The sequence below is a fragment of the Rhizobium sp. 1399 genome (assembly GCF_031455475.1).
Classification (GTDB): domain Bacteria; phylum Pseudomonadota; class Alphaproteobacteria; order Rhizobiales; family Rhizobiaceae; genus Rhizobium.
The window spans coordinates 33,744-56,750 of sequence record NZ_JAVDSU010000024.1 but is presented as its reverse complement, the minus strand read 5'-3'; the positions used below and the strand labels follow the sequence as shown (position 1 = coordinate 56,750).

Here is a 23,007-nt window from a genome sequence, read left to right as displayed (position 1 = left end):
CCTTTTTCCCGCGAAGCGGACCTGCCCAGATCGGGCAGGAGCCCCGCTCCTGCTCCCGAGCAATCGGCGATCCGATCGGGGGAGAGGGGGGCAAGCCGAAACAGGGCAGGGGGGACCACCCACGCCGAAGGCGCGCGGCAGTGCGGATCCGCGCAGCAAATCCGCGCCCGCGTCCTGCAACGAAGCGCCAAGCCGGCATCGCCGGCGCCCAGGTGGTGAGTGAAGGATGGGGGATGCCCTGTTTCGGCTTGCTGGGGAGAGGGGGCAGAGCCCGCTTTTCCCGTCTGCGGAACATCAAGCAAGCCCGCCAGAAGCGGGCTTACCGTTGCTGGTCTGGTTCCTTGTATCGCCGCGAACTATAGTGCGGTCATCGGCCAGAAGGCCGGATTGTCAAAGGTTTAACAGCGAAAAGGATAACCGCCCATGACAGTGTTGCGCTTCACGAATTCCTCCACGAACGCGAACCTTTCGGCGCTCATCGACCTGATCGATGCGCCGGAAACAGAAAGCGTTACCCTGTTGGCCTCGCCCAAAACCGGCGAATCCGCGACTGAAAGTGATGGACCTGATACCAATTTTCCTCTCGTCGCCGCCCTAGTCGATTATAAGGTCCCCGGTTATGGCCTTGTCAGCATCGTGTTTGATGGCGTGTTCCTGACTGCTGCGCGTGACAACCGCGCAAGCGAGGTCAGCGCCTTGTTGGATGCGGCGGTGAACAAGGGCGGCGTGCGCTTTGGCGAACGCGCGCCGTTCACCTCGTCGCTAGCACCGCAAACCGCCGCGGGTGCAATGCGGGCGCTGCCCTCACAGGAACTGACAGCAGAAACCCGGTCTGCCTATTGGCGGCTCGTATCGAACATGCCGGAAAACCACCTCAATCAATAAGGCGGATTTGCTGGGTAGAGAAAATTGGGCTGTGGAGCCGGGGAGTTGGGCGAGAAGCCGCTACCACGCCAATTTTTGGTAAGGCCCCGGAACAGGAACAGCGCCAGCATGGCCCCGAACATGGGGCCAAGCGCGACAAGAATGAGCGATTGGGCGGCGGTGACAACCGCGCCCCATAGCCAACCAGCCTTCCGGAAGTTCTGCAGAACGATGTAAACCGCAAGGATTGCGGCTCCGGCCACCATAGCCGGGAAAGCCCACGGCTTTCCGGCCAGGTGGGCGGTCTGGTCTTGCAGGTAGAAAGCACCGTGAAAGAGCGCGGCCGTAAAGCTCAGCAGGGTGAGCTTTTGACGGGTGAACGGCTCATAGCCTGTCTTGGTCTCGACAACAGAATGAAGCGCACCGAAGGCCGCGATTATCAGGACAATCGCCCCTAGCGACATGGCCATTTTCCAAAGCAGCTCTTCCATGGTGCATTCCTTCCAGTCTGATGCGAAGGTTCTCCGACGCTTTGTATCACCAGCACTATACGGCGAAAGATACAGCCAAGCTATTGTGACTGCTTCGAGATCGGAAAAAATGCAAAAATGGCGGGAAGGGGAGTTTGAGGGGAGGGGGCGCGGGCCTCCCCTCAACAACTTGGTCCAGTCCTTATTGGCTGGCTCGCGCCGATGCGAGCCAGTTTGGCAGCCAAAGATTTCTTTTAGCCAACGGCGTCCGTTAGGTGCGGATCGCCTGCGCCACCATGTCCGGCGCTTTCTCGATCACCTTCAAAAGAAGCACGGCGGCACGATCAGGCTGGCGGCGTTTTTGCTCCCAATCCTTTATAGTGCCTGTGGGCAAGCCATACCGCTTGGCGAATTCAGCTTGGGATAGCTTCTGCCTTTTACGAATGGCAGCAACATCGACCGTTTCCGGCACGAACACTGCTGCGGGTTCCTCGCGCCCTTCTGCAATTGCAAGAGCTTCTTCTGCGCTCTGGATAAGCTCTTTTCCGAAGTTCATATCTTATCCTTTCTCTGCCTATAGGCATCTGCCAGTTTGGGAAGGATGCGGGCCAGTTCGTTCCGCTCGGCCTTTGAAAGGTTTCCCTTCTCGTTCTTCCCGTAGATTGCGAGGGCAAACACTGGAATATCGCCACCCCCGAAATAGTGAATGGTCCGAAATCCGCCGCTTTTCCCCTGACCTTCGCGGGCGTGGCGCATCTTTCGAGCCCCGCCTGTCCCTGCCATCAAATCTCCGCCTTCGGGATCAGCGGCAATAACAGCGACAATCTCCTGAAGCTCCTCATCGGATAGGCCGCATCGCTTGGCCTGCGTCAGAAAAGTGGGGGTCTGGATTACACTCTGCATAGGATCGATCTATACGGCAATGCCGCCCTATCTGTCAAGTAAATATACGGCAATGCCGGATAGAAGGATTTATTCGTCCGCACCAACCTGTCTGGCGATGGCGATGAAATTGGCGGGTAAACCGAACGCCTGCACGGCAAGGGCGCAAGCGTCGTCCAGTTCCTCCCACTTCACCGAACCGTCAGATTCGATGTAAGCGGCGATCATCTTGCGGCATGCAAGGGCGGCAAGGCGCGGATCGGGCGTCTGGTCTAGCGCAATCTCGGCGCTGAACAGGGAGCGCGGCCAGTCCGCAAGAGAATAGCTGGCCAGCCAGCTAGGGCCATGAGAATTGCGCAGCGCCTGCAAGATGCCGGTCGTTCTGGCATTCATCCAGTCGTCGCGCAAAGCGGCTTTCCAGTTGCGGCCATGTTCGAGGGCGTAAGCCTGAACGGCTACATGTTCCTCATTGTTCAGGGGGAGAATGGGGGGCATGGGTCTATACCTCATAGAATGGGGACCCGGCCACGCAGGAGATGACGTGGCCGGGATGCAGCGGCTGGTTATTCAGCCGCCACTGGGAAAGGGTGGATTTCAGCGCCTTCGGCCTCATCGGTCGGGGCAAGCGGAATGCGGATATGAGGCGGGAGCCATCCGGTGCCCTTGATCGACTTTGCCGCATATTCGGCGGCATCTGCCTTCTTCATGCTGGACACGCCAGCGGCGAAGTCAGCGCCGCACACCTCGGCAAGCGCCGCGCCGATGCTCTGGCGGTTCAAGTGGCTGAAATAGCTCTCTGCGGTCGGGGTGAAGTAATCGCCCATCTTCACATTGAGGGCTTGGCCCAGCTGGTCGGCATGGGCGAACGCCTCTTTCCGGTCACCTGAATATTTCAGTTCCACGGCATTGACCGAATGGGCTGACGCAAATGCCAGCAGATTCAAAAGCTGGTCGCGGCACTGATCCAGCAGCCATTCCCACAGGTCGCCGCTGTCGCCGGGGAGTATATGACCATAATTCTCCCCAATGCTCTCCCAATCTTCGAGCGCCTTGTTTTCATCTGGGCGCTTCAACGAACCCTCCAGCCGTTCATGGGTAAGGCTGATCTGCATAACGCTCTGCGCCTGTCCCATGCCATACCGGCCACGATAGACGGTGCTGAGCAACAGGGCATGCACCACGGCAACAAGCGCAATGTCGGAATTGTTGGCAACTTCGACGCGCAGGGCGGCGGTCTTCTGAGCCGTCAAATCTTCGATCAAGGTTGCCGAATGGGTGAGGGTTGCGGCCTTCTCGTCGTCCTCGTCTTCCTCATCCCCGCCAACCGTGCCGCTTGCGGCCTGCTCCTGTTTCTTCTTGTCCTCCGCACGAACCATGCCACGCGAGACGGTGAGACGACCGTGATAGTCGAGCATGACGAACACACCGGCATAGGCACGGTCTTCGTCCCTGAAAACCCTTTCCGATGAACGCAAGTTCTCGATCTGCAATTCCAGATCGGCCAGCCGGTCCTCTGCTGTTTCGTCCTCCGGTCCCGCCTCGATCTGCGCGGCCAGTTCGTCATATTGGCTCGCAAGCTCGTCCAGCTTTGCTTGTGCTTCGTCGCTGAGTTCGACACGCTGCGGGTAAACGCGGTCCATGGAATAGAAGTTGTTCGGCTGCTGCGAAACGATTTCCACCCATTTCCAGCCCTCGGCCCTCACTGCCTCGGCTTCGCTTTCCAGCTTTTCGGCCACCAGCTTTTCCAGCAATGCCGGATCGCAAGCAAAACCGCCGCGATCTTCTACAAACAGGTCACGACGAACAGGGCCACCGGCTTCCTCATAGGCATCGAGGCCACCAATGAAGGCTACCCGCTTATCGCTGGCCGGGACTTCCTCGCCGGTCAACTGGCGCTTGATGGTCTGCGGGCCTTTGTCCCATGTCGGCAGGTTCGTCCAAACTTCCTCCTGTCGGGCATGATCATCGGTGATGGTGAAGGCTGAAAGCTGCTCAAAGCTCATCTGCTCTGCGCGGTAGGCTTCGAACAGAACCGGGGAAACCTTTGCCAGCGCCAAACGGCGGTTGACGATGATTTCGGTCGTGCCGTATCGGGCGGCAATATCGCTAACGGTCTTGCCCTCATCAAACAGCACCTTGAACGCTGCGAACTGGTCGGCGGGGTGCATGGCCTCGCGCATGACGTTTTCGGTCAAGCTGATTTCTGTGGCGTCGTCGGCGTGTTTCACCTTTGCCTCGATGGCGTGATCCTCCGCGATCTGGCCGCGCTCGGCCAGCAGCCGGAAGGCGGCAAGGCGACGACCGCCAGCGGTAGCGAAAAAGCGGCCCTTCGGAGCCTTGCGAACAACGATATTCTGCAACTGACCATTGGCGAGGATCGATGCGGCAAGGCCCTCGATGCTCTCGACAGTATAGGTTTTGCGGACGTTCTTGGGGTCGGCGTCCAGCTTGTTCAATGGAACTGTGATGATCTCGGTCATGGGGTGAAACTCCTATTTTTCCCTTTTTCCCGCGAAGCGGACCTGCCCAGATCGGGCAGGAGCCCCGCTCCTGCTCCCGAGCAATCGGCGATCCGATCGGGGGAGAGGGGGGCAAGCCGAAACAGGGCAGGGGGGACCACCCACGCCGAAGGCGCGCGGCAGTGCGGATCCGCGCAGCAAATCCGCGCCCGCGTCCTGCAACGAAGCGCCAAGCCGGCATCGCCGGCGCCCAGGTGGTGAGTGAAGGATGGGGGATGCCCTGTTTCGGCTTGCTGGGGAGAGGGGGCGGAGCCGCCCTTTCCCCTCCTGCAGAAAAAAGAATTGGACGGTGCGCCTGCTCGAGCGCAGCGCTGACCAAGCGCAACCGCCATTGCCTAAATTTCTTGAAGCGTGACGCGATACACGCTACATATCATCGATATGATTATCAGCTTCCGTCACAAGGGCCTCAAGGTTCTGTTTGAAACAGGTTCGACCCGTGGCATCCAAGCGGCGCACGCTCCAAAGCTGAGACGCATTCTCGCCGCTCTGGATGGCGCAACGAACTCGGGAGAGATGAATTTTCCGGGCTACCGGCTCCATCCGCTGCACGGTGATCTGGAAGGCCATTGGGCAGTATGGGTAAACGGCAACTGGCGTGTGACCTTCCGCTTCATCGGCTCGGATGCAGAGCTGGTCGACTATATGGACTATCATTGAAGGACAGGAACTATGATGAAGAATCATCCCCATCCCGGCGAGCTTTTGCGTGAAGACGTTCTTGTACCGCTCGGTATCGAGGTTACAGACGCCGCCCAGCGGCTCGGCGTGTCCAGAACGACGCTATCGCGCGTGGTCAATGGGCACGCCGGTATCAGTCCGGACCTTGCTATCCGGCTGGAGCGGGCGGGTGTCAGCTCGGCGCGGTTCTGGATGAACCTACAGGCCAATTATGAGCTGTCGAAGGCCCAGGAGCGCGATTTGCCGGTCGTTCAGCGGTTGCAACCAGCTGCCGCATAGAACGTCTGACCTATGAGCATAAAATCCCCGACCCTCGATCTATTCTTAAAGAAATCGCGCGACCTGTCGCTTCTTGAAGCGCTGTTTCAGGAGGTGATTGTCAGTGCGCCAGAGGATACAACGGCGGCATCCAGTACAAAACAGCTCACGACAATTGTTGTGCTTTATCTTTTGAGGGCTAAAGGGCTACCGCTATCGCTTACGACCTTGACCGAAATGACTGGTATGAATCGGGTCACAGCACAAGAAGGAATAACCTCTCTGATCGAGCGCGGTTTGCTTACCGAGACGTGGGGAAGGACTTCCTTGGGGCGCGGCAAGGCAAAGGTTTTCCATTTCAGTCCTCAGTTTCTACGGAAGCTTGAAACGTCCGAAAATTTCCCCACACCGGAACCGATCCCAACCTGACGCTCAGGGCGCGAAACGACGTCCGTAGTCTTCCGCCAATTTCTGATGCACTTCACGGGCAAGTGTCCGGTTGCGCACACTGTTCGGCCAGTTGCGGATTGAGCCCTCCTTTTCCAGCCGGCGCACGGCGCGGCGAACGCGCTCAACGATCGCGGATGGAATATGGATGGCATATTCCGTGCCGATGTGACCGGGAATGCGGCGCTCTTCGATCTCAACCAAGTTTCTTGCTTCGAGGAGAGAAATGAGGGGTGCAAGAGTGTTTTCGGCTATGCCCAATTTTCTTGAAAGAACGGGCCTTGTGACAGGTAGACCGTCAGCAGCAAGGCGAGCCATGAATGGAATAAGGCCAAGGGCTTTCAGGGCTCGGCCCGTTGTGTCGCCCTCATCCCGATAATCGAGAACATGATTGACGGTATCGTGCCAGGGTCGCGGCACGACAAGGCCGAATTCGGTCAGGTCCTCGTCGGGCGGAAGGTTAGCGGCGCGTTTGAGATCCCGCCTAACGTTCTCGATCAGCGGCCGCGGCACCAAAATGTGCTGCACATTGATTTGAGTGCCAGGCACTTTCTGCCGAACGGCAGCAACGAGCTGAAGACGTTTGAGATATTCGAGCGGTTTCAGAAGGCCGGGATAGGTCGTTCCGATGCGCTCCGCGATCTTGGCGTGGGTCAGTTCCCGGTCCTCGGCCGCCATGCGGACGATGACAGAGTAGAGGCCCACGCATTTGATGGCCTTCGATTGGGTGTCGTTAGGTCCACGTGAGCAGACGATTTTATCGACGGCGTATTGGTAATAGACCGGTGCGAGCTGCACCGGGAGTTCTTCTCGGGAATTCACGTCCATGCGGTATTCTCCTCAAGAGAAAACACCACTGTAGCGCGACGGATAGACCCCGATAGGTCGAGACAGGTCAATTGCGAGGCCGGCTTTTCTGGTCTGCTGACGGCTCCGGAGGAGACGGCGGCAGGGCTTAGAAATGCCCCGAAGCAAGCCGAATCTGGCTCGATTAGCCCCGAAGGGGCGGGGATAGCCGGGTCGGGCAAAAGCCCGAATGCGCCATTATTTATCTTGCATGAACTACCACTAAACACTCAGTACTCTCCTGCGCGATACAACACCCCCCCATGCACAAAATTCGAAGACCAGATTCCGGTTTGACTGCTACGGGCCTTTTCCTCGATTAATCCATAGGCATTCACGATCGGCTGACCATTCTGACGAGCGGCCAATGCCATTCCTTGTTCCAGCGCCAGCTTTGCGATGTCCTCACCGCTGGGCAAATAACAGCGCCCATAAATAGCGGCATAACCCGCCTGTCCCTCCTCCAGACACTTGATCTCGTAACCAAGCGTCAGCTGCGTCAACCATCCTGCAGCGACAATCCCGCAAGGCCAGGCCACATTCTGGTAGTGCGCCTTTTGATCCAGCCCGCAGGTCTCAATGCCAAAAAGCCGAACTGTGAGGTTCGACCCCTTCATCTGAAACTCGCTGCCACTCCAAACCGAGATTCTACCTGTCTTGGACTGCGCCGACGCTAAACACGTTGCGGTCAGAACCACACACAGAGCAATTGCCCATAATTTGAAGATTCGCCACACGGGCAAGCCCCTAAATCTCAAGTTCAGTTCTAAATTGCGCGGAGCCGTACAATTTTGGCGTTAGCGACACCATTCATAAAGCGTCATACTCGTGCATTCACTTTACCGTGATCATTTGTTCTTTCACGCCATCTAACGGCGTGTTCTCTGGCCGCCTGATCGGTTTCTTCAGTGCGAACCTGAGCAAGAGTTATCTTGGCAAAAATGCCCATAATCTGCTCTTGGACACCACGATACATTGCGCGCAACGTGCATTTCCCGCCGCTGAGATAGCAATCACAATTCGGGTGACGATCGCATTCGGTGAACTTCCAGCCTGTCTCACTTTCGCCAACGGACACAACTTCCGAAAGCTGGACGTCGGCTAGGTTTCGAGCGAGCTTTATTCCGCCGTACCGCCCCCTCGATGTGCGCAGAAGATCGGCAAGCGACAAGTCGAGCACGATTTTCTGCACTACGAAAGCGGAGGCTGCTATTGCAGAGGCGATCTCTGGCGCCGGCACCCATCGGTCCTCGACCTGGGCGGCGAGATAGAGCATAATCTTGATGGCATTGTCGGTTCGGGTGGTCAGCTGCATTGCCGAACTCCTAATTTATTGTTTTTGGCGGAGTTCCCCGATTTTTCCGGGGCGAGCGCCAATGGAAAAGCGACGGCGGCAAGTGCAAGTCCCCTTCTTGCGCCTTTCTCACCATCCCATTCAGGTACGCTCCGGGTGTGGTAATAATACCCTCAGCGTTCTTTTCAAAGATCAGAGCGACCGCAACGGCCGCGCTTTCCCGGCCCAGAAGCCGCGCCGCGGCTTTCCACGTCGATTCCGGTATATTCAAACTCGCGCGGACCACCCCTGAAGCGGCAACAACCACGTCGTCCCATGTGGGAACGCCGTTTTTAGCGTACACCCATTGCCAGAATTCAGGGCAGAATGTCCGGATCGTGTTCAAGTCGATCGGTTTAGCGACAATATTGCAGTCTTGCCCCGGCGTTGCGTCACGCTCAGGCTTTTTTCCAAAGCCATCTTCGCCGGCATCGCCGGCGTCTAGCAAATTGAGTTGAGCCGCGTCAGCGGCTCGCCGTTCTTCTCTGTACAAATCGAATTTATTTTTCTCGGTTGTATTCTGTATGTGCGGCTCTTTGGTGGACCCCAAGGGGCTCATATTAATGTCGAATGAAGGACCTTCGGCTCCTCTCGTCGCCTCGGTCGGGGCAGGGCCGGTATGCCTATCTTCACCAAATCGGTCAGCTGCTGCGGCATAGGCCGTCTTCGCCCGTTCAAGGACGGCGGCGATACGGTCACAAAGGCTTTCGAGCCGTGCGGTATCGCAACGGCCGCGTCGGGCGTGTGCCAATACGGCAAGCTCCTCGGCGCATTCTCGCCAAGGTCCGGGCAAGTCGTTCTCCGTCGCCGCTTCCAGTATCGAGGTGAGCATTTTCCTATGACACGTGAACTGGTGCGCCAGGTTCCGCGTATAATCGGCCCGACGGCGCTCCTCAGCGGCCAGTTGTTCCAGCTCGGGCGTCCTGACCCCAAGAGGTGAGAGATCGAAACCGTAGCTCCGGTCCAGATCAATCTTGCCGGTATGCGGATTGCGCTTACCCACGCGGCGACCATTCGGACTATCTTTGAAGGCGATTAATCCGGCCTCGGCCAGTACGCGAAAGTTTCGCTTGAGCGCAGCTGGCGAAAGTCCGGTCTGATCCATCAGCCTTTGATTGTCTGGCCATGCGAGCGGACGGCTATCGCCATGCCAATCGCAATCGCGCGTGAAGCTGAGGATCATGTTGATGATCTCACGCCCCTGCGCGGAAATTCCAATGAGTTTTGCGGCCTGATTAAAGGCCAAAACGGCGCGCTCTTTGGCAACGGCCGTCTGAATACCCCATTGCTCGGCAAGCTGGAGGGCATTGCTTATTCCAGGGGTCATCGCCCGGAAACCGGTTGGTGTCGACATAGGATCTCCTTTGAAATGGCAAAGCGATCCCGTCGCCGAAAGCGGCGTTTATCATTGACAAAATTTCCGGAGAGACTATCTTTGAGAGCAAGGTTTCAAGTGGCTCAGGGTTTGGCGACCCAGGGTTCAAAGATAGGCTCCGTCGCTTCGGCTTCGGGGCCTTTATCTTTTTGGGGCTGTCTTCAAACATCATCCTTTCAATGTTGACTTGGAATATTGGTATTGATGCCGGATTCGCGACCGACATGCAAGACCACCTACAACCGTTTAACGTTCCTGAGCGCCGTGGTTAGCTAACGTGAGCACCACGATTTATTTTTTCTGCGGACCGACATTTTGCAAAAATGAGGACCTAGACGCAGAAACGTTAAATCGAGCAGGCCGGTTAAAGCGCCTAACTCGCGACTCGGTGCGAATCTAGCACCGGCGCAATTCTACTCTGTTTCGTTAATTTACCAGTAACCATATCCGCCCAGGCATGCATTAGCGTCCTGAAGCCGTGGACAACGGCCAGGGCGAGGCGATCTGATGAGCAGGAATTGCAGGGGAGAGGGCGTTTATTTCGACATAGGGTGAGAAGTATTGAGTTTGCCTTTTGCAATCTTCACCAAACGCCCTGCGAAATAGTCAGCTGTCTTTGCGTATTGTCGCAGTGAGTTGCTTGAGGATGTCAGTTTCCACGACTCGCAAAGCGGTCGAATGGCCGCGATTTTGTCTATTGAGGATAGTCTTTTTCTCGATCAGGCCGCGATCTAACAGTCGCGCGATCAACTTATGCGCCATTGAAGGGGTAATCCCGTAGATTTCCCCGATCCGGGCCGTCGTAACCGGCTCCGGTCCATCCTGAAGCGCGTTGATAGTAAGCAACACCGCCACCTGTTGCAGGCGGGCGGCCCCTGTTTCGTCGGGGAATATGGTTTCAACGACCTGCTTCACCAGATGCCATACGAGTCGGTCTTGCGGTTGCATCCCTTTTAACTTTCGCATATAGAAAAGTCTAGCCATCGTTTTCGACGGTGCTTGATCTTTTCTTAGTCTGAAAAACGCAATTAGGCGATTCCAACCGGAGTTGCCATCAGGTGCCAGATACCCGGTTTCCATGTGTAAAGTTTCAGGCTTCGAGAGGTTTTTCAGTACCCTAGGTTGACGACTGCTAGATTCTAAATCAGAACTGTGAGTTCAACATAGTCATATGAGTTTCACGGCAGAGGGGCTGTTGAGTGAGTAGGGACGGCGCGAAAGAGTCTCGCAGGAGGCTCGAGAATGGTCTGCGCGATGCGCTTGGCCGAATCATTATCGAAGCACTCGAAGACCCGCTTGTGGTCGAGGTGATGCTTAATCCGGACGGCAAAATTTTCATCGAGCGCATCGGTGAAGGCATGGAAAGCGCCGGCGAAATGACATCGCATGACGCTGAGATCGTCATTGGCAAGGTCGCGCACGCTCTCAAAACCGAAGTCGATATGGACCGCCCGATCATATCGGGCGAGCTACCATTGGGCGGCCATCGGTTCGAAGGGCTGCTGCCTCCAGCTTCACACCTGCCGATGTTCACGATCCGAAAGAAAGCCTCCATGGCGATCCGGCTCGACAAGTACGTGGCCGATGCGATCATGACGCCCGCTCAGGTCGATGCGATCCGCGAGGCGATTGCGGCGCGCAGGAACATCGTTATTTCAGGCGGTACGGGCACGGGCAAAACGACGCTGACCAACGCGATCATCGCGGAACTGGTCGAAGTCACGCCCGAACACCGTTTGGTCATTCTGGAAGACACCGCCGAAATTCAGTGCGCGGCGAAAAATCATGTCATCCTGCATACGACAGATACGGTCGATATGGGCCGTCTTCTGAAATCGACGATGCGCTTGCGGCCGGACCGCATCATCGTTGGCGAGGTTCGCGATGGCGCTGCGCTGACGCTCCTCAAAGCTTGGAATACCGGCCACCCTGGCGGGATCGCAACGGTTCACTCCAATTCGGCCTTTGCGGCTCTCACCCGTCTCGAACAGCTCGTCGCGGAAGTAAGCACCCAGCCTATGCCCGAAGTGATCGGGGAGGCGGTCGATTTGATCGTTTCCATCGAACGCACGCCCAAAGGGCGCGTCGTTCGAGAAATACTCAAGGTCGATGGTTTCCGCGCGGGCCAATACATCATCACACCAATCGGCAACTCCACATCTGACACTCAGGGAAAACTCCATGTCGCGTAAAATCCTAACGCTTCTCGGCTTCGCGGCCGTCTCAATTATGATGATCGAACCGGCGCTCGCCGGTGGTGGTGGTGGTGGCCTTCCATGGGAAGGCCCGTTGCAACAAATCCAGCAATCCATTACCGGCCCCGTCGCCATGGGCATCGCGCTTATTGCCGTCGCTGTCGCCGGCGGCATGCTGATCTTCGGTGGCGAGATCAACGACTTCGCCCGCCGCTTGGCTTACGTCGTTCTCGTCTGCGGTATTCTTCTCGGCGCTACGCAAGTTGTTGGCCTTTTCGGCGGCGGCGGTTCCTCAATCGGTATTCCGCTTGAGGCGCAGCAGAGCATGGCACTGGAAAAGGCGCATGGCTGAGCAGGAAAGCCGGCTGGATAGGGTGCGGATTCACCGCGCCCTCTCACGTCCGACCCTGCTTTTCGGGGCGGACCGTGAGCTCGTCCTGATGACCGGGCTTACTGCGGTCATCCTCATTTTCGTCGTGCTGACCGCGGTTTCCGCCGTGGTCGGCTTCGTCATCTGGATCGTGGTTGTCGGCCTGCTTCGCATGATGGCGAAGGCCGATCCTCTCATGCGCCAGGTCTATCTCCGGCACATGAAGTACCGCGCCCACTACCGGCCAACCTCTAGCCCTTGGCGGAAATACTGACCGATGGTTTCACTCAAGAAATTTCGCCATACGGGCGCATCATTTTCCGACCTCATGCCCTATGCCGGCTTGGTCGATAACGGCATCATGTTGCTCAAGGACGGCTCACTTATGGCGGGCTGGTACTTCGCTGGCCCGGACAGCGAAAGCTCGACCGATTACGAGCGCAACGAAGTTTCGCGCAACATCAACTCCATACTCGCCCGCCTCGGCACGGGCTGGATGATTCAGGTTGAAGCCGTGCGCGTGCCGACTACCGACTATCCGGCCAAGGATCGGTCGCATTTCCCTGACCGGGTAAGTCAATTGATCGATGACGAACGGCGCAAGCGTTTCGAAATGGCCGAAGGCCACTTTGAGAGCCAGCACGCTATCGTCCTGACCTATCGTGAGCCCGATACCCGTAAATCCGGATTGGTCAAATACGTGTATGCAGACCCGGAATCTCGCTCCACTTCGCACGCTGACCGCATTCTTGAATATTTCCGGAACTCGATCCGCGAGTTCGAGCAATACATGCAGAACGTGGTTTCGATCCGTCGCATGATCACTCAGGAAGTCGAAGACCGTGGCGGCTATCGTGTCGCCAAATACGACGATCTTTTCCAGTTCGTCCGGTTTTGCCTCGTGGGCGAGAACCATCCCGTTCGCCTTCCCGAAATCCCGATGTATCTGGATTATCTGGCAACCGCTGAGTTCCACCATGGCCTCTCGCCCATGGTGGACGGCCGTTACATGCAGATCGTCGCGATCGACGGCTTTCCGTCTGAAAGCTGGCCGGGCATCCTCAACGTTCTCGATCTCATGCCGCTGACCTATCGGTGGTCGTCGCGGTTCATGTTCATGGACCCGCTTGAAGCCACCCAGCGGCTCGAACGTACGCGCAAGAAGTGGATTCAAAAGGTCCGGCCCTTCACCGACCAGCTTTTCAAGACCAATAGCGGATCGGTGAATCAAGACGCGCTTCTAATGGTGAGCGAAGCTGAGGATGCGATTGCTGCGGCAAACTCCCAGCTCGTCGCTTATGGCTACTACACGCCGGTCATCGTCATGTTCGGGGATGACGACGCCAAATTGCGCAAGCAGGCGGAAAGCGTTCGCCGCCTTGTCCAATCGGAAGGTTTCGGCGCTCGCATCGAGTCGCTGAATGCCACGGAAGCTTTCTTGGGCAGCCTTCCGGGCAACTGGTACGCCAACATCCGTGAACCGCTGATCCACACCCGCAACCTTGCGGACCTTGTGCCCCTTAATTCGGTCTGGTCTGGCGAGCCCTACAATCCCTGCCCGTTCTATCCCGAGAACTCGCCGCCGCTGATGCAAGTGGCCTCTGGCTCGACGCCGTTCCGTCTCAACCTACATGTTGGCGACCTGGGCCACACCTTGATTTTCGGGCCAACCGGGTCGGGTAAGTCGACATTGCTAGCTTTGATCGCTGCTCAGTTCCGGCGCTATCTCGACAGCCAGATTTTCGCCTTCGACAAAGGCCGGTCCATGTATCCGCTAACGCGCGCCGTGGGTGGTGATTTCTATGATGTGGGCGCGAGTGAAGATCTCGCATTCTGCCCGCTGAAGGATCTCGACACCGACGCCGATAAGGCGTGGGCGTCTGAATGGCTCGAAACCCTGATCGAAATGCAGGGCGAAAAGGTCACGCCCGATCATCGAAACGCGATCGCACATCAGATCGACCTCATGTCGAAATCGGAACGGCGGTCGATCTCGGATTTCGTGTCAGGCGTACAGATGAAGTCGATCAAGGACGCGCTGCGTCACTATACGGTCGATGGCCCTATGGGCCATTTGCTCGACGCTGAAACCGATAATCTCAATCTCTCGACCTTTCAGACGTTCGAAATTGACGAGCTGATGAACATGGGCGAGCGCAACCTCGTCCCGGTATTGCTCTATCTGTTCCGCCGCATCGAAAAGCGACTGACGGGCGCTCCCAGCCTCATCATTCTCGATGAGGCATGGATTATGCTCGGCCACCCGGCATTCCGTGACAAAATCCGTGAATGGCTCAAAACCCTGCGCCGCGCGAACTGCGCGGTCGTGCTGGCAACGCAGTCGATTTCCGATGCGGACAAGTCCGGCATCATGGACGTTCTCAAGGAATCCTGCCCGACCAAGATTTGCCTGCCGAACGGCGCGGCGCGGGAAAGCGGCACGCGGGACTTTTACGAGCGGATCGGCTTCAACGACCGCCAAATCGAGATCGTCGCGACCGCCACGCCAAAGCGTGAATACTACGTGGTTTCGCCCGATGGCCGGCGCCTGTTCGAAATGGGCCTTGGCCCCATCACCCTGTCTTTCGTTGGCGTGTCTGGCAAGGAAGACCTCAAGCGTATCAGTGATCTTTACGACCAGCACGGTGATGACTGGCCGCAATATTGGCTTCAAATGAGAGGAATCGAAAATGCTGCGTCGCTCTTTGCTTCGTAATGTTGTCGTCGGCTTGATGCTGGCTGTCAGCCCCAGCGCGGTTCACGCGGGGGCGGCGACAGGCGGCGCCACCGAATGGACTCAGCTTCTCAACAACGCCCAGCTTCTCGAACAGTCGGGGCAGGGGGTGCAATCGCTGGCGAATGAGGCCCAGCAGATCGCCCACCAGGTCACGCAGATTCAGAACCAGCTCGACCAGTACCGGACGATGCTGCAGAATCTGGAAAAGCTGCCCGACAATATTTGGGGTCAGGCGCAACAGGATCTCAATCGGCTGCGCCAGCTGACGCAACAGGGAGATGGCATCGCCTTCTCCATGGGAAGCTTGGACGATGTTCTGAAACAGCGGTTCCCCAGCTTTGAGGACTTTGCCTCCGGTGTCAAAGGTGGCGAGGACTACACGCAGCAATACCAAAGCTGGTCTCAGACGAACCGTGACACGATCGGCGGAACGCTCGCGCAAGCCGGTCTGACGGCCCAGCAGTTCGATACAGAGCAAAACACGATGCGACAGCTTCAACAGCAATCGCAATCGGCAGTCGGCCAAATGCAGGCTTTGCAGGTTGGTCATTCGATCGCCAGCCAGCAGGTCGACCAGATGCAGAAATTGCGCGGTCTAATCGCCCAGCAATCCACCATGATGGGAACTTGGTATCAGTCCGAACAGGCCGCCAAGGACCTCGCCCAGCAGCGCCGCGACACCTTCTTTGACAGCAACAAGCCGTCAACGTCGGGCGGACAGGAAATGGAAGTGCGGTTCTAAAAATGACCTTCAAGCTCCCCGTTCTCGCCGTCGTTCTATTGCTCGCCGCCTTAGCGGGGGGAGGCATTACCTACTTCGTGGTTTCGAACCAAAGGGCCTCGGCAAATGCCGAGGTCGAGAAGAGGGCACAAGATTTCTTTGCGCCGAAAGATCCTCTGCCCACAGAGGGCGGCCAGAAGATGCAACCCAGGTTCTAAGGATTTCACCATGCGCGGGGCGACGGTTTTAGGATTGGCGGTTTTCGCCATCGCCGCGATCGGCTTGACCGATGCGGCATTTGCTCAGGACGGTTCGGTCCTGACGACGCTTGAACAATCGATGGAAGCTGCCGCCAAGACGTGGGAAACGCGACTCTTGAATGGCGCGCGGACATTGTTCTGGCTTCTGGCTGGTATTGAGTTCGGCATTGCGGCGGTCTGGCTTGCGATCTCCGCGCCATCGCTCGATCAATGGGCGGCCGAGTTGGTGCGCCGCGTCATATTCATCGGCTTCTTCCTCTTTCTGCTCCAAGTTGGTCCGCAGTTCGGCAAGGACATTGTTTTGAGCCTGTTCCAGATCGGCTCGGGCAGCAATGGGTCGGCCTCTCCGGCCGACACATTCAACGCGGGCATTAATGTAGCCAGCGAGCTTTCGAACCATATCAAGGTCGGGCTTTTCGAAGACAATGTTGGCGCGATCGCGGCGGTTTTCGCCTGTATTCTGGTCATTGTCAGCTTTGCCTTGGTCGCCGCTATCTTCGTTTCGGTACTGGTCGAAATGTATGTCGGCCTGCTGGCCGGCATGATCATGCTCGGCCTCGGTGGCTCCAGCTTCACCAAGGATTTCGCCATCAAGTATCTCGTCTATGCCTTCTCGGTCGGCATGAAGCTCATGGCATTGGTGATGATCGCTGCCATCGGCTCCCAAACACTGATCTCCTTTGCGCAAGCACCGCCAGCGGGCGAACAGCAATGGCTCTCGTCCATCATCGTGGGCGGGTTGTCGGTCGTGGTGTTCATCATCGCCATGTACGTGCCGAACATCATCCAGGGCGTGGTTCAGGGCGTCTCGGTCAGCAACGGCATGGAAGCGATCAGATCCGGCGCACAGGTCACGGCCTTTGCCGCATCGACCGCGGCTGGCGTCGGCGCGGGCTTTGCAGCGGCAGGCGCGGCCAAGGCCAGTGGCGCCGGCATCCTCGGCCAAACCATGGCCGGGATGAAGGCAGGCGGCAGCGCAATGGCAGGAACCGCCGCAAAAGCCGCCATGGGATCGCACGGCTCGGGCGCTGGCGGCTCTTCGAGATCAATGGGCCTCCGGAATCGGAAGACTGAAGGCAAATAAGCGGCGTGGCCCGCAATTTTTAGAAGGCAGGAAAGTCGGCCATGGCCAAAAAACTAAAGCACCTAGAAAACCCTTACCTCGCGGCTCGGCACGAATGGAACGAGCGGATGGGTGGTTCCAACCGTGCCGCCAAGGCGTGGATGACGGTCGGATCGGTTTCCCTCGTCATGGCGACGATCGGCTTCGGGTTTGCGCTCTATCAGGCCAGCCAAGTAAAATTGGTGCCGTATATCGTGCAGGTCGACACGCTCGGCAATTCAGTGACCGGCGGTTTCCCCGCCCAAATCGAGTATGCGGACGAGCGCGTCGTTCGCAACATGATTGGCCAGTTTGTCTATAATTTCCGCTCGATAACGCCCGATAACATCGTTCAGAAGGGCTATATCGACCGGACATATGCTCTGTTGCGTCGGCAAGATCCTTCCACCGAGAAGGTCAACAACTGGTATCGCAACAACTCGCCCTTTGATCGCGCCCGGACCATGACAGTTTCGGTCGAAATCAACAACATCGTCGCTCTTTCCAACCAGTCGTACCAGATCGATTGGACGGAGATCGAACGCGACCGTGCAGGCAAGGAATTGCGTACTCGGCGCTGGCGCGGAGTTGCGACCGTCACACTATCGCCCCCCCAGGACGAAGCTATCATTCGGTTAAATCCAATCGGTCTTTACCTCAAAGACTTCGATTGGACCGCTCAACTTTAAGACGCTCGCGGAGAGATAAATGTTTAACATTGTGAAATTGCGCGCGAGCGTTGCCGCCGCACTTATGTTGTCCACGATTGCCCCCACGGTGGGCCAATCGGCAGATTATGGAAACGGACAGCGCGGTACGCAGCTCTCCGGACAATGGCAGAACGCCGGCGCGGTGATGACGCGCGGCGCTGATGGCCAGGTGATCTATCTGTTCGGGGAAACCCAGCCCACGGTGATCTGCGCTCCGTTGCAGCTTTGCGAAGTGCAGCTGCAACCCGGCGAAGCAGTCCGCGATGTTCTTGTAGGCGATACCGTCCGCTGGCAGGTCGAGCCGGCTTCATCCGGTTCGCCGCAAGGTCAACGCATCAGCCTTATTGTTAAGCCCGCAGAAGCGGGCCTTAAAACATCCATGGTCGTCACCACGTCGCGCCGCACCTATCATATCAATCTGCAATCCCACGGCTCGAACTATATGGCGCGCGTGGCCTTTAAATACCCGGAAGACGTTCGCCAGCAGATCGCGGCCGTCAACCAGCAGATTTCAGACAGCATCATTCCCGGCGCGGGAATTCCGGCCGAAAACCTCAACTTCAATTTCTCCATGTCGGGTTCGGCCCGCTGGAAGCCGACCCGTATCTATTCGGATGGGACCAAGACTTACATTCAATTCCCCGGCCATCTTGGTAGCGGCGATGCTCCGGTCCTCTATGTCGTCTCTGGCGGTCAAAACCAGATCGTCAACTACCGGCTCAACAACAACATGATGGTGGTCGATTATCTGATCGACAAAGCGATCCTGATTTCAGGAGTGGGCCGTCAGCAGCAGAAAATAACCATTCAAAGGAGGGGTTAACCGATGCTGGTAAACTCCAAAATCTCGCGCGTCGTTTCCATTGTGCTCGTCTCGGTATCGTTGGCTGCCTGCACGACAACAGGGGGCTATTTTTCGCCCCAAGGCAGCATAGACGCTGCCAATCTCGATGCTACGGCGGCCGATGGTGTCGCCGCTGATATGGTGGCGCGTCTTGCCGAGCATGTCGGACCGGGAACCGGCACGATCGCTCTCAAGAGCGATAACACCGCTTTTGCATCCGCCTTCGACAAGCATTTGCGCACCTGGGGCTATGCAGTTGATCCGGCCGCGTCTGGTGGAGGCGCGATTGCATTGGCTTACACGGTGGATACTGCCGACGGACAGGTACTTGCGCGGATCTCGACGCCAAGTGTCGAGCTGGCGCGCTCGTATCAGACCACCACAACCGGCGCTGTGCCATCGAGCCCGCTTTCAGTGATGACGCGCGGCAAAAGCTAAGAGGGCAGGGACATGAGTTCAATTGATCTGGGATCGGCGGGTGATGACGATGATCGCCCCAAAATCCGCCGCCTAAACCGGGTGCCGGTCTACTTTTTTATCGGTCTGATCGTTATCCTTGTAGTCGTGGTCCTCTGGGGCATGTCGCAACGCGGTTTAATCGGCGGGGGTGGCGGGCAGCCGGAAGAGGCCATAGGCCAGCCAGCGTCGGATTTTGCCGACGAACTAACCCGTAATATCGGTGACGGAGTGAATGAGCCGGCGCGAGCCGACCCGTTGATTATCACGCCCGGGAACACGACGATGGAAACGCCGGAAGGGGTCAATCCCTTCCAGCCAGGAACGCGCCCGAATACGCAGCAGCCGGAGCAACAGCAGCAAGTTTCGACGCTCGAGCCGGAGGCCGATTGGCGCGAACGCCTCATGCGTGAGCATGAGGAAGCGTTGTTGCGTGAGAAAAATCGTCAACAGTTGGCGGCGATTCAGGCGAATAGCAATGCTCGCAACAGCCCTATGGCCGTCGATGTAACGAGCGTTGCTCAGCAGCAGGGAATGGGTCAGCAGGCGCAAGGCCAAGGGCAGGGCAGCGGACAGCCCGCCTCGGGCGGCATGTCCGATCTCTATGCCGCAGCGCTGCGCGCCGGCATTGGCGGCGCCGGCGGCCCGGGTGCCATGGCCGATCCGAACAATCAGCAAGGCAAGATCTCGTTCCTGAACCAAGATGTTGCCGACGCTGGCTATCTCCCAAATCAGGTCGTTCCGCAACTCTCGCCCTATGAATTGAAACGCGGCTCGATGATCCCCGCCACCCTCGTTACCGGCATCAATTCGGACCTTCCGGGCCGGATCACGGCGCAAGTCCGTCAGCATGTCTACGATAGTGCAACCGGCCATCGGCTTTTGATTCCGCAGGGAACAAAGCTCTTTGGCAGATACGATTCCCAAGTGTCGTATGGTCAGGAACGTGTGCTGGTGATCTGGACCGACATCATTTTCCCAAATGGTTCGACGCTCCAGATCGGCGGCATGGCAGGCGTTGATACGCAAGGGTATGGCGGCTTCACAGACAAGGTGAACAGCCATTTCTGGCGTGTTTGGGGGTCAGCTATCCTTGTTGCTGCCATTGGCACGGGCGTTGACATGGCACTGCCAGAAAGCAACCGGAACGCCTTTGGCGTTTCCCAGAATGACCCATCGGATGCAGCTCGCCGCAACTTCGCTGAAACCTTCGGGCGTGTTGCTGAACGGACGATCGACAAGAACATGAATATCCAGCCGACCTTGGAAATTCGGCCTGGGTACAATTTCAATATCCTTGTCGATCAGGACATTGTTTTTCCCGGCGCATATCAAACCGGCTACGTGGAGCGGTAAATGGTCAGAATAACACGTAAAGGACTCCGACTCCCCGTCATTCTAGGCGTGGCCGCTCTTCTGAGCGGCTGCGTTTTGCCAGAAGAACTCAACGCCGATATTTCGGTCAGAGGCTATCGTTACGACGCTGCTATTAAGGGTCGGCTAGCTGAGCCGCGAACGATCGGCGCTCTGGCTAAGGGGCAGGTTCTTCCTGCCAACCATGAGGAGCAAATGAAGGCGCAGGAAGCGTCCGCGCTCAACCTTCCCGGTATGACGCGGTTCTCCTATGTCGGGGAGGGCAGGTACGACTTTGCCATGACTGTCGCCGGCGAGCTGAGCGAGGCCGCGCCGGTGATCGGCTTTCCGAACACCAATGGCGGCAGCAACAACTTTCTGACGATCCGGCGCGAACAGGATGGAACGGTAGTGATTTCATCGCCGGAAGTGCCGCCAAAAGCTCTCGCTGATCTCAACGAGGTGGGCCTTGGTGCCAGTGGCAAAATTAGCATCACGTTTGATGGGAAAGTGCTGGAAAGCAACGCTGACGATCAACCGGCTAACGGCCCGCACGTCTGGAACCGTAAAAATTGGGAGGATCGGGTGGTTTTGAAATTCGATCCCAATGGGGAATGATGAGCAACATTTCGACCGGCTTGCACGTCCTGAAGGTCGCGCGGATCGGCCGTCGTCAACAAGATAGCGTAATCGCTGTTGCGGCCGACCATAGTGGCCAAGAGCTAAAGGGCGTCAACGGGAAGGTTTTTCGATCGTCCCGCGCTCGCCGGATTCTTCAAGCTCGCATTATCGTGCCCTCTAATATCAGTGCCCCTTGGGCGTCTGATCGTGAGCGGCTTTGGACGCTCGCGGAAGAGGCCGAAAAACGATCCGATGCCAATTTGGCAACGCTTTGGGAGGGCCACCTTCCTGCGCCCCTGCAGAACGATGAAAGAGAGCGGCTGGCTGCAGCATTCGGTCAATTTTTGTCCGACTATCTCGCCTCCGCGGTCGATCTATCCATCCAGGCCTCGGTAGACGATCAAGCCCCTGTCAGATTCTTCGCGCTTTGCAGCGCTCGCGAAATTCTGCCGGCCGGCTTCGGCGACAAGAACCGTTTCGGCCTGTCAATGGCGCAACGGATCAAGCGAGGCTTTCCGACATCCCATCAAACCGAACTGCTTGAATTGCGCGCCGCATGGACGTCGCTCTGCGAGGCAGCGTTGAAAACTACATGTTGAGACCAAGGATTTTGAATTGAGAAAGGGTCCTGAATGTCAAATGCGCCAAACCCGATCGACATAGAAGTAGGTAGCAAGATCAAAGCTCAACGACGTATGCGCGGTATGAGCCAAGGGACGTTGGCCGGCACTCTCGGTATTTCGTTCCAGCAAGTCCAGAAATACGAGAAGGGAGATAACCGGGTTAGTGCAAGCCGTCTTGCGGCGATCGCCACTATCTTTGAAATGCCCGTCTCGTATTTCTTTGAAGGCCCGGCCAGTGAGGCGCTTGGCGATCCGGATCACACCGCCGGCGAGTTGGTGCGCTTTATCGAAACCAAGGAAGGCCGCGACCTCAATTTGGCATTTGCCCAGATCACCTCGCATTCCTTGCGCAAGAGGATCGTCAGTGTCATCAAAGCGATTGCTGAACCCGAACCTAGTGACTTTAGGTAAGGGCATAGATTTGAGACGGTCGTTGGTATAGATTGCCGCCCTCTCACGTCGTGAGCAAGATGACGCCGACGATGAGGACCGCGCAGCCGAAAATACGCCAAAACCCAACAGCTTCCCGCAGGATTATCATACCCATCACTGCACCGATCATCATGGACATTTCACGCATCGGCGCCACCACGCTCAGCGGAGCTCCCATATTGAGAGCCGTCAACACGAGGATATAGGAGAGCGGCGACAAGAGGCCGACCCCGATCGCAAGCAACCAGAAGCCGCGCATCGCCTCTCTAGCCCGACCAATATCGGCAAACACCAGCGGAGCAAGAAGGAAGAACCGGAGAAGGTTGGAGAACCAGTCCAAAACGACAGGTGCGATCCCGAGGCCTTTCACAGCGTAGGCGTCGACAACGGTGTACGAGGCTATGAGCCCCCCTGTGGTCGTACCCCATTTTACGCCGGTCAGCCCTCCTGGATTGCGAAACGCCTCGAGTCTCCCCTGCGTAGCAATCAGCGTGATACCTCCTACCACTGCCACAAGGCCAAGTATGACCTCGATCGCGGGCCGCTCGCCGAGAAGAAGGATTGCGCCGACCGTTGACAACATTGGGCCGGTGCCACGGGCTACGGGGTAGACGACCGAGAAGTCTGCCTTCTGATATCCCCGCTGAAGAGACAGGCTGTAAGCCAAGTGTATGAGACCGCTAAGGACTATAAATCCCACTACGGTCCAGCTCCACTCAATCCTCTGATGAGCGATGAGATAGACTACCCACGGCGCATAAGCGACGCAGGCGACAAGGTTGTATGCAAAGACAAATATCGGCCCAACTGACGAAGCGCGCTTGGAGAGCAAATTCCAAGTGGCGTGAACGAACGATGCAAGGACAACTAGCGATATAGCGGCGAGGGTCATAATTAGTATTCACCAC

Annotated in this window: 29 protein-coding genes; 18 read left to right on the top strand and 11 right to left on the bottom strand. The window is 57.3% G+C overall.

Annotated features, from left to right (window positions below; translation table 11 throughout):
- Positions 1 to 423 precede the first annotated feature (423 nt).
- On the top strand, positions 424 to 885 hold the full coding sequence (locus J2X71_RS37290; protein ID WP_310390442.1) for a hypothetical protein: 462 nt from the start codon (positions 424 to 426) through the stop codon (positions 883 to 885).
- Here J2X71_RS37290 and J2X71_RS37285 read toward each other — a convergent pair.
- From J2X71_RS37285 to J2X71_RS37265, 5 genes are all read right to left on the bottom strand, one after another.
- Positions 879 to 1,355, bottom strand: a complete 477-nt coding sequence (locus J2X71_RS37285) for a hypothetical protein (protein ID WP_310390441.1) — start codon at positions 1,353 to 1,355, stop codon at positions 879 to 881. The two genes, J2X71_RS37290 and J2X71_RS37285, sit on opposite strands and share 7 nt — an antisense overlap.
- Before the next feature lie 250 nt (positions 1,356 to 1,605).
- Positions 1,606 to 1,890, bottom strand: coding sequence for a NadS family protein (gene nadS, locus J2X71_RS37280; RefSeq protein ID WP_310390440.1), 285 nt, complete (start codon positions 1,888 to 1,890; stop codon positions 1,606 to 1,608).
- Positions 1,887 to 2,237: a type II toxin-antitoxin system RelE/ParE family toxin gene (locus J2X71_RS37275; protein WP_310390439.1), complete on the bottom strand. Its 351-nt coding sequence runs from the start codon at positions 2,235 to 2,237 to the stop codon at positions 1,887 to 1,889. Before J2X71_RS37275 ends, nadS begins: the two co-directional genes overlap by 4 nt.
- 69 nt (positions 2,238 to 2,306) lie before the next feature.
- The gene (locus J2X71_RS37270; protein ID WP_310390438.1) at positions 2,307 to 2,711 is read right to left on the bottom strand and encodes a hypothetical protein; all 405 of its coding nucleotides are present in this window, start codon (positions 2,709 to 2,711) and stop codon (positions 2,307 to 2,309) included.
- Between the two features lie 68 nt (positions 2,712 to 2,779).
- On the bottom strand, positions 2,780 to 4,696 hold the full coding sequence (locus J2X71_RS37265; protein WP_310390437.1) for a ParB/RepB/Spo0J family partition protein: 1,917 nt from the start codon (positions 4,694 to 4,696) through the stop codon (positions 2,780 to 2,782).
- Positions 4,697 to 5,116: 420 nt separating this feature from the next.
- Between J2X71_RS37265 and J2X71_RS37260 the strand changes: the two genes are divergently transcribed.
- Genes J2X71_RS37260 through J2X71_RS37250 form a run of 3 tightly spaced genes read left to right on the top strand, consistent with a single transcriptional unit; the run spans position 5,117 to position 6,103 of the window.
- The gene (locus J2X71_RS37260; RefSeq protein WP_310390436.1) at positions 5,117 to 5,395 is read left to right on the top strand and encodes a type II toxin-antitoxin system RelE/ParE family toxin; all 279 of its coding nucleotides are present in this window, start codon (positions 5,117 to 5,119) and stop codon (positions 5,393 to 5,395) included.
- 12 nt (positions 5,396 to 5,407) lie between these two features.
- Positions 5,408 to 5,695, top strand: a complete 288-nt coding sequence (locus J2X71_RS37255; RefSeq protein WP_310390435.1) for a HigA family addiction module antitoxin — start codon at positions 5,408 to 5,410, stop codon at positions 5,693 to 5,695.
- A gap of 12 nt (positions 5,696 to 5,707) precedes the next feature.
- Positions 5,708 to 6,103: a hypothetical protein gene (locus J2X71_RS37250; protein ID WP_310390434.1), complete on the top strand. Its 396-nt coding sequence runs from the start codon at positions 5,708 to 5,710 to the stop codon at positions 6,101 to 6,103.
- Positions 6,104 to 6,106: 3 nt separating this feature from the next.
- Here J2X71_RS37250 and J2X71_RS37245 read toward each other — a convergent pair whose 3' ends face one another.
- The 5 genes from J2X71_RS37245 to J2X71_RS37225 all read right to left on the bottom strand — a co-directional run bounded on the left by J2X71_RS37245 (position 6,107) and on the right by J2X71_RS37225 (position 10,755).
- Positions 6,107 to 6,949, bottom strand: coding sequence for a hypothetical protein (locus tag J2X71_RS37245; RefSeq protein ID WP_310390433.1), 843 nt, complete (start codon positions 6,947 to 6,949; stop codon positions 6,107 to 6,109).
- 248 nt (positions 6,950 to 7,197) lie between these two features.
- Positions 7,198 to 7,584, bottom strand: a complete 387-nt coding sequence (locus tag J2X71_RS37240; RefSeq protein ID WP_310390432.1) for a thermonuclease family protein — start codon at positions 7,582 to 7,584, stop codon at positions 7,198 to 7,200.
- 203 nt (positions 7,585 to 7,787) lie between these two features.
- A complete protein-coding gene (locus J2X71_RS37235; RefSeq protein ID WP_310390431.1) occupies positions 7,788 to 8,282 on the bottom strand; it encodes an Rrf2 family transcriptional regulator in 495 nt (164 codons plus the stop codon).
- Between the two features lie 10 nt (positions 8,283 to 8,292).
- Positions 8,293 to 9,654 (bottom strand): plasmid replication protein RepC, encoded by a 1,362-nt coding sequence (gene repC / locus J2X71_RS37230; protein WP_310390430.1) that lies wholly within the window; start codon positions 9,652 to 9,654, stop codon positions 8,293 to 8,295.
- A 627-nt stretch (positions 9,655 to 10,281) separates the two neighbouring features.
- Complete coding sequence (locus J2X71_RS37225) at positions 10,282 to 10,755, bottom strand: helix-turn-helix domain-containing protein (RefSeq protein WP_310390429.1); 474 nt, start codon at positions 10,753 to 10,755, stop codon at positions 10,282 to 10,284.
- A gap of 119 nt (positions 10,756 to 10,874) precedes the next feature.
- On the opposite strand from J2X71_RS37225, the gene trbB reads away from it, so the two are divergent.
- Genes trbB through J2X71_RS37160 form a run of 14 tightly spaced genes read left to right on the top strand, consistent with a single transcriptional unit; the run spans position 10,875 to position 22,078 of the window.
- A complete protein-coding gene (gene trbB / locus J2X71_RS37220; RefSeq protein WP_405049800.1) occupies positions 10,875 to 11,867 on the top strand; it encodes a P-type conjugative transfer ATPase TrbB in 993 nt (330 codons plus the stop codon).
- Complete coding sequence (locus tag J2X71_RS37215) at positions 11,857 to 12,222, top strand: TrbC/VirB2 family protein (protein WP_310390428.1); 366 nt, start codon at positions 11,857 to 11,859, stop codon at positions 12,220 to 12,222. The genes trbB and J2X71_RS37215 overlap by 11 nt, the downstream gene beginning before the upstream one ends.
- The gene (locus J2X71_RS37210) at positions 12,215 to 12,514 is read left to right on the top strand and encodes a conjugal transfer protein TrbD (RefSeq protein ID WP_310390427.1); all 300 of its coding nucleotides are present in this window, start codon (positions 12,215 to 12,217) and stop codon (positions 12,512 to 12,514) included. The genes J2X71_RS37215 and J2X71_RS37210 overlap by 8 nt, the downstream gene beginning before the upstream one ends.
- Positions 12,515 to 12,517: 3 nt before the next feature.
- On the top strand, positions 12,518 to 14,956 hold the full coding sequence (locus tag J2X71_RS37205; protein WP_310390426.1) for a conjugal transfer protein TrbE: 2,439 nt from the start codon (positions 12,518 to 12,520) through the stop codon (positions 14,954 to 14,956).
- Entirely contained in the window at positions 14,931 to 15,719 is a 789-nt protein-coding gene (trbJ, locus tag J2X71_RS37200; protein WP_310390425.1) for a P-type conjugative transfer protein TrbJ, read from the top strand. Before J2X71_RS37205 ends, trbJ begins: the two co-directional genes overlap by 26 nt.
- Before the next feature lie 2 nt (positions 15,720 to 15,721).
- Positions 15,722 to 15,916, top strand: coding sequence for a DUF2749 domain-containing protein (locus tag J2X71_RS38230; RefSeq protein WP_405049799.1), 195 nt, complete (start codon positions 15,722 to 15,724; stop codon positions 15,914 to 15,916).
- Positions 15,917 to 15,926: 10 nt separating this feature from the next.
- Positions 15,927 to 17,042: a P-type conjugative transfer protein TrbL gene (gene trbL / locus J2X71_RS37195; protein ID WP_310390424.1), complete on the top strand. Its 1,116-nt coding sequence runs from the start codon at positions 15,927 to 15,929 to the stop codon at positions 17,040 to 17,042.
- Between the two features lie 41 nt (positions 17,043 to 17,083).
- The gene (gene trbF / locus J2X71_RS37190) at positions 17,084 to 17,749 is read left to right on the top strand and encodes a conjugal transfer protein TrbF (protein ID WP_310390423.1); all 666 of its coding nucleotides are present in this window, start codon (positions 17,084 to 17,086) and stop codon (positions 17,747 to 17,749) included.
- Between the two features lie 19 nt (positions 17,750 to 17,768).
- Positions 17,769 to 18,593, top strand: coding sequence for a P-type conjugative transfer protein TrbG (gene trbG / locus J2X71_RS37185; RefSeq protein WP_310390422.1), 825 nt, complete (start codon positions 17,769 to 17,771; stop codon positions 18,591 to 18,593).
- Between the two features lie 3 nt (positions 18,594 to 18,596).
- Positions 18,597 to 19,052 (top strand): conjugal transfer protein TrbH, encoded by a 456-nt coding sequence (trbH, locus tag J2X71_RS37180; RefSeq protein WP_310390421.1) that lies wholly within the window; start codon positions 18,597 to 18,599, stop codon positions 19,050 to 19,052.
- Between the two features lie 12 nt (positions 19,053 to 19,064).
- A complete protein-coding gene (gene trbI / locus J2X71_RS37175) occupies positions 19,065 to 20,426 on the top strand; it encodes an IncP-type conjugal transfer protein TrbI (RefSeq protein WP_310390420.1) in 1,362 nt (453 codons plus the stop codon).
- Positions 20,427 to 21,041 (top strand): hypothetical protein, encoded by a 615-nt coding sequence (locus tag J2X71_RS37170; protein WP_310390419.1) that lies wholly within the window; start codon positions 20,427 to 20,429, stop codon positions 21,039 to 21,041.
- Positions 21,038 to 21,643, top strand: a complete 606-nt coding sequence (locus J2X71_RS37165) for a MobA/MobL family protein (RefSeq protein ID WP_310390418.1) — start codon at positions 21,038 to 21,040, stop codon at positions 21,641 to 21,643. Before J2X71_RS37170 ends, J2X71_RS37165 begins: the two co-directional genes overlap by 4 nt.
- Before the next feature lie 33 nt (positions 21,644 to 21,676).
- Positions 21,677 to 22,078 (top strand): helix-turn-helix transcriptional regulator, encoded by a 402-nt coding sequence (locus J2X71_RS37160; RefSeq protein ID WP_310390417.1) that lies wholly within the window; start codon positions 21,677 to 21,679, stop codon positions 22,076 to 22,078.
- Positions 22,079 to 22,121: 43 nt separating this feature from the next.
- Here the strand turns inward: J2X71_RS37160 and J2X71_RS37155 are convergent, their stop codons facing one another.
- Complete coding sequence (locus tag J2X71_RS37155; RefSeq protein WP_310390416.1) at positions 22,122 to 22,991, bottom strand: DMT family transporter; 870 nt, start codon at positions 22,989 to 22,991, stop codon at positions 22,122 to 22,124.
- Positions 22,992 to 23,007: the final 16 nt, after the last annotated feature.

Coding starts and splice junctions, on each gene's coding strand:
- J2X71_RS37265 (WP_310390437.1), bottom strand. CDS start 4,696: ATGACCGAGATCATCACAGTTCCATTGAACAAGCTGGACGCCGACCCC.
- J2X71_RS37170 (WP_310390419.1), top strand. CDS start 20,427: ATGGTCAGAATAACACGTAAAGGACTCCGACTCCCCGTCATTCTAGGC.
- trbI (WP_310390420.1), top strand. CDS start 19,065: ATGAGTTCAATTGATCTGGGATCGGCGGGTGATGACGATGATCGCCCC.
- J2X71_RS37285 (WP_310390441.1), bottom strand. CDS start 1,355: ATGGAAGAGCTGCTTTGGAAAATGGCCATGTCGCTAGGGGCGATTGTC.
- J2X71_RS37215 (WP_310390428.1), top strand. CDS start 11,857: ATGTCGCGTAAAATCCTAACGCTTCTCGGCTTCGCGGCCGTCTCAATT.
- J2X71_RS37235 (WP_310390431.1), bottom strand. CDS start 8,282: ATGCAGCTGACCACCCGAACCGACAATGCCATCAAGATTATGCTCTAT.
- J2X71_RS37205 (WP_310390426.1), top strand. CDS start 12,518: ATGGTTTCACTCAAGAAATTTCGCCATACGGGCGCATCATTTTCCGAC.
- J2X71_RS37210 (WP_310390427.1), top strand. CDS start 12,215: ATGGCTGAGCAGGAAAGCCGGCTGGATAGGGTGCGGATTCACCGCGCC.
- J2X71_RS37275 (WP_310390439.1), bottom strand. CDS start 2,237: ATGCAGAGTGTAATCCAGACCCCCACTTTTCTGACGCAGGCCAAGCGA.
- J2X71_RS37270 (WP_310390438.1), bottom strand. CDS start 2,711: ATGCCCCCCATTCTCCCCCTGAACAATGAGGAACATGTAGCCGTTCAG.
- J2X71_RS37290 (WP_310390442.1), top strand. CDS start 424: ATGACAGTGTTGCGCTTCACGAATTCCTCCACGAACGCGAACCTTTCG.
- trbL (WP_310390424.1), top strand. CDS start 15,927: ATGCGCGGGGCGACGGTTTTAGGATTGGCGGTTTTCGCCATCGCCGCG.
- trbF (WP_310390423.1), top strand. CDS start 17,084: ATGGCCAAAAAACTAAAGCACCTAGAAAACCCTTACCTCGCGGCTCGG.
- J2X71_RS37255 (WP_310390435.1), top strand. CDS start 5,408: ATGATGAAGAATCATCCCCATCCCGGCGAGCTTTTGCGTGAAGACGTT.
- J2X71_RS37225 (WP_310390429.1), bottom strand. CDS start 10,755: ATGGAAACCGGGTATCTGGCACCTGATGGCAACTCCGGTTGGAATCGC.
- J2X71_RS37160 (WP_310390417.1), top strand. CDS start 21,677: ATGTCAAATGCGCCAAACCCGATCGACATAGAAGTAGGTAGCAAGATC.
- J2X71_RS37260 (WP_310390436.1), top strand. CDS start 5,117: ATGATTATCAGCTTCCGTCACAAGGGCCTCAAGGTTCTGTTTGAAACA.
- J2X71_RS37240 (WP_310390432.1), bottom strand. CDS start 7,584: ATGAAGGGGTCGAACCTCACAGTTCGGCTTTTTGGCATTGAGACCTGC.
- trbH (WP_310390421.1), top strand. CDS start 18,597: ATGCTGGTAAACTCCAAAATCTCGCGCGTCGTTTCCATTGTGCTCGTC.
- nadS (WP_310390440.1), bottom strand. CDS start 1,890: ATGAACTTCGGAAAAGAGCTTATCCAGAGCGCAGAAGAAGCTCTTGCA.
- repC (WP_310390430.1), bottom strand. CDS start 9,654: ATGTCGACACCAACCGGTTTCCGGGCGATGACCCCTGGAATAAGCAAT.
- trbG (WP_310390422.1), top strand. CDS start 17,769: ATGTTTAACATTGTGAAATTGCGCGCGAGCGTTGCCGCCGCACTTATG.
- J2X71_RS37155 (WP_310390416.1), bottom strand. CDS start 22,991: ATGACCCTCGCCGCTATATCGCTAGTTGTCCTTGCATCGTTCGTTCAC.
- J2X71_RS37250 (WP_310390434.1), top strand. CDS start 5,708: ATGAGCATAAAATCCCCGACCCTCGATCTATTCTTAAAGAAATCGCGC.
- J2X71_RS38230 (WP_405049799.1), top strand. CDS start 15,722: ATGACCTTCAAGCTCCCCGTTCTCGCCGTCGTTCTATTGCTCGCCGCC.
- J2X71_RS37165 (WP_310390418.1), top strand. CDS start 21,038: ATGATGAGCAACATTTCGACCGGCTTGCACGTCCTGAAGGTCGCGCGG.
- trbJ (WP_310390425.1), top strand. CDS start 14,931: ATGCTGCGTCGCTCTTTGCTTCGTAATGTTGTCGTCGGCTTGATGCTG.
- J2X71_RS37245 (WP_310390433.1), bottom strand. CDS start 6,949: ATGGACGTGAATTCCCGAGAAGAACTCCCGGTGCAGCTCGCACCGGTC.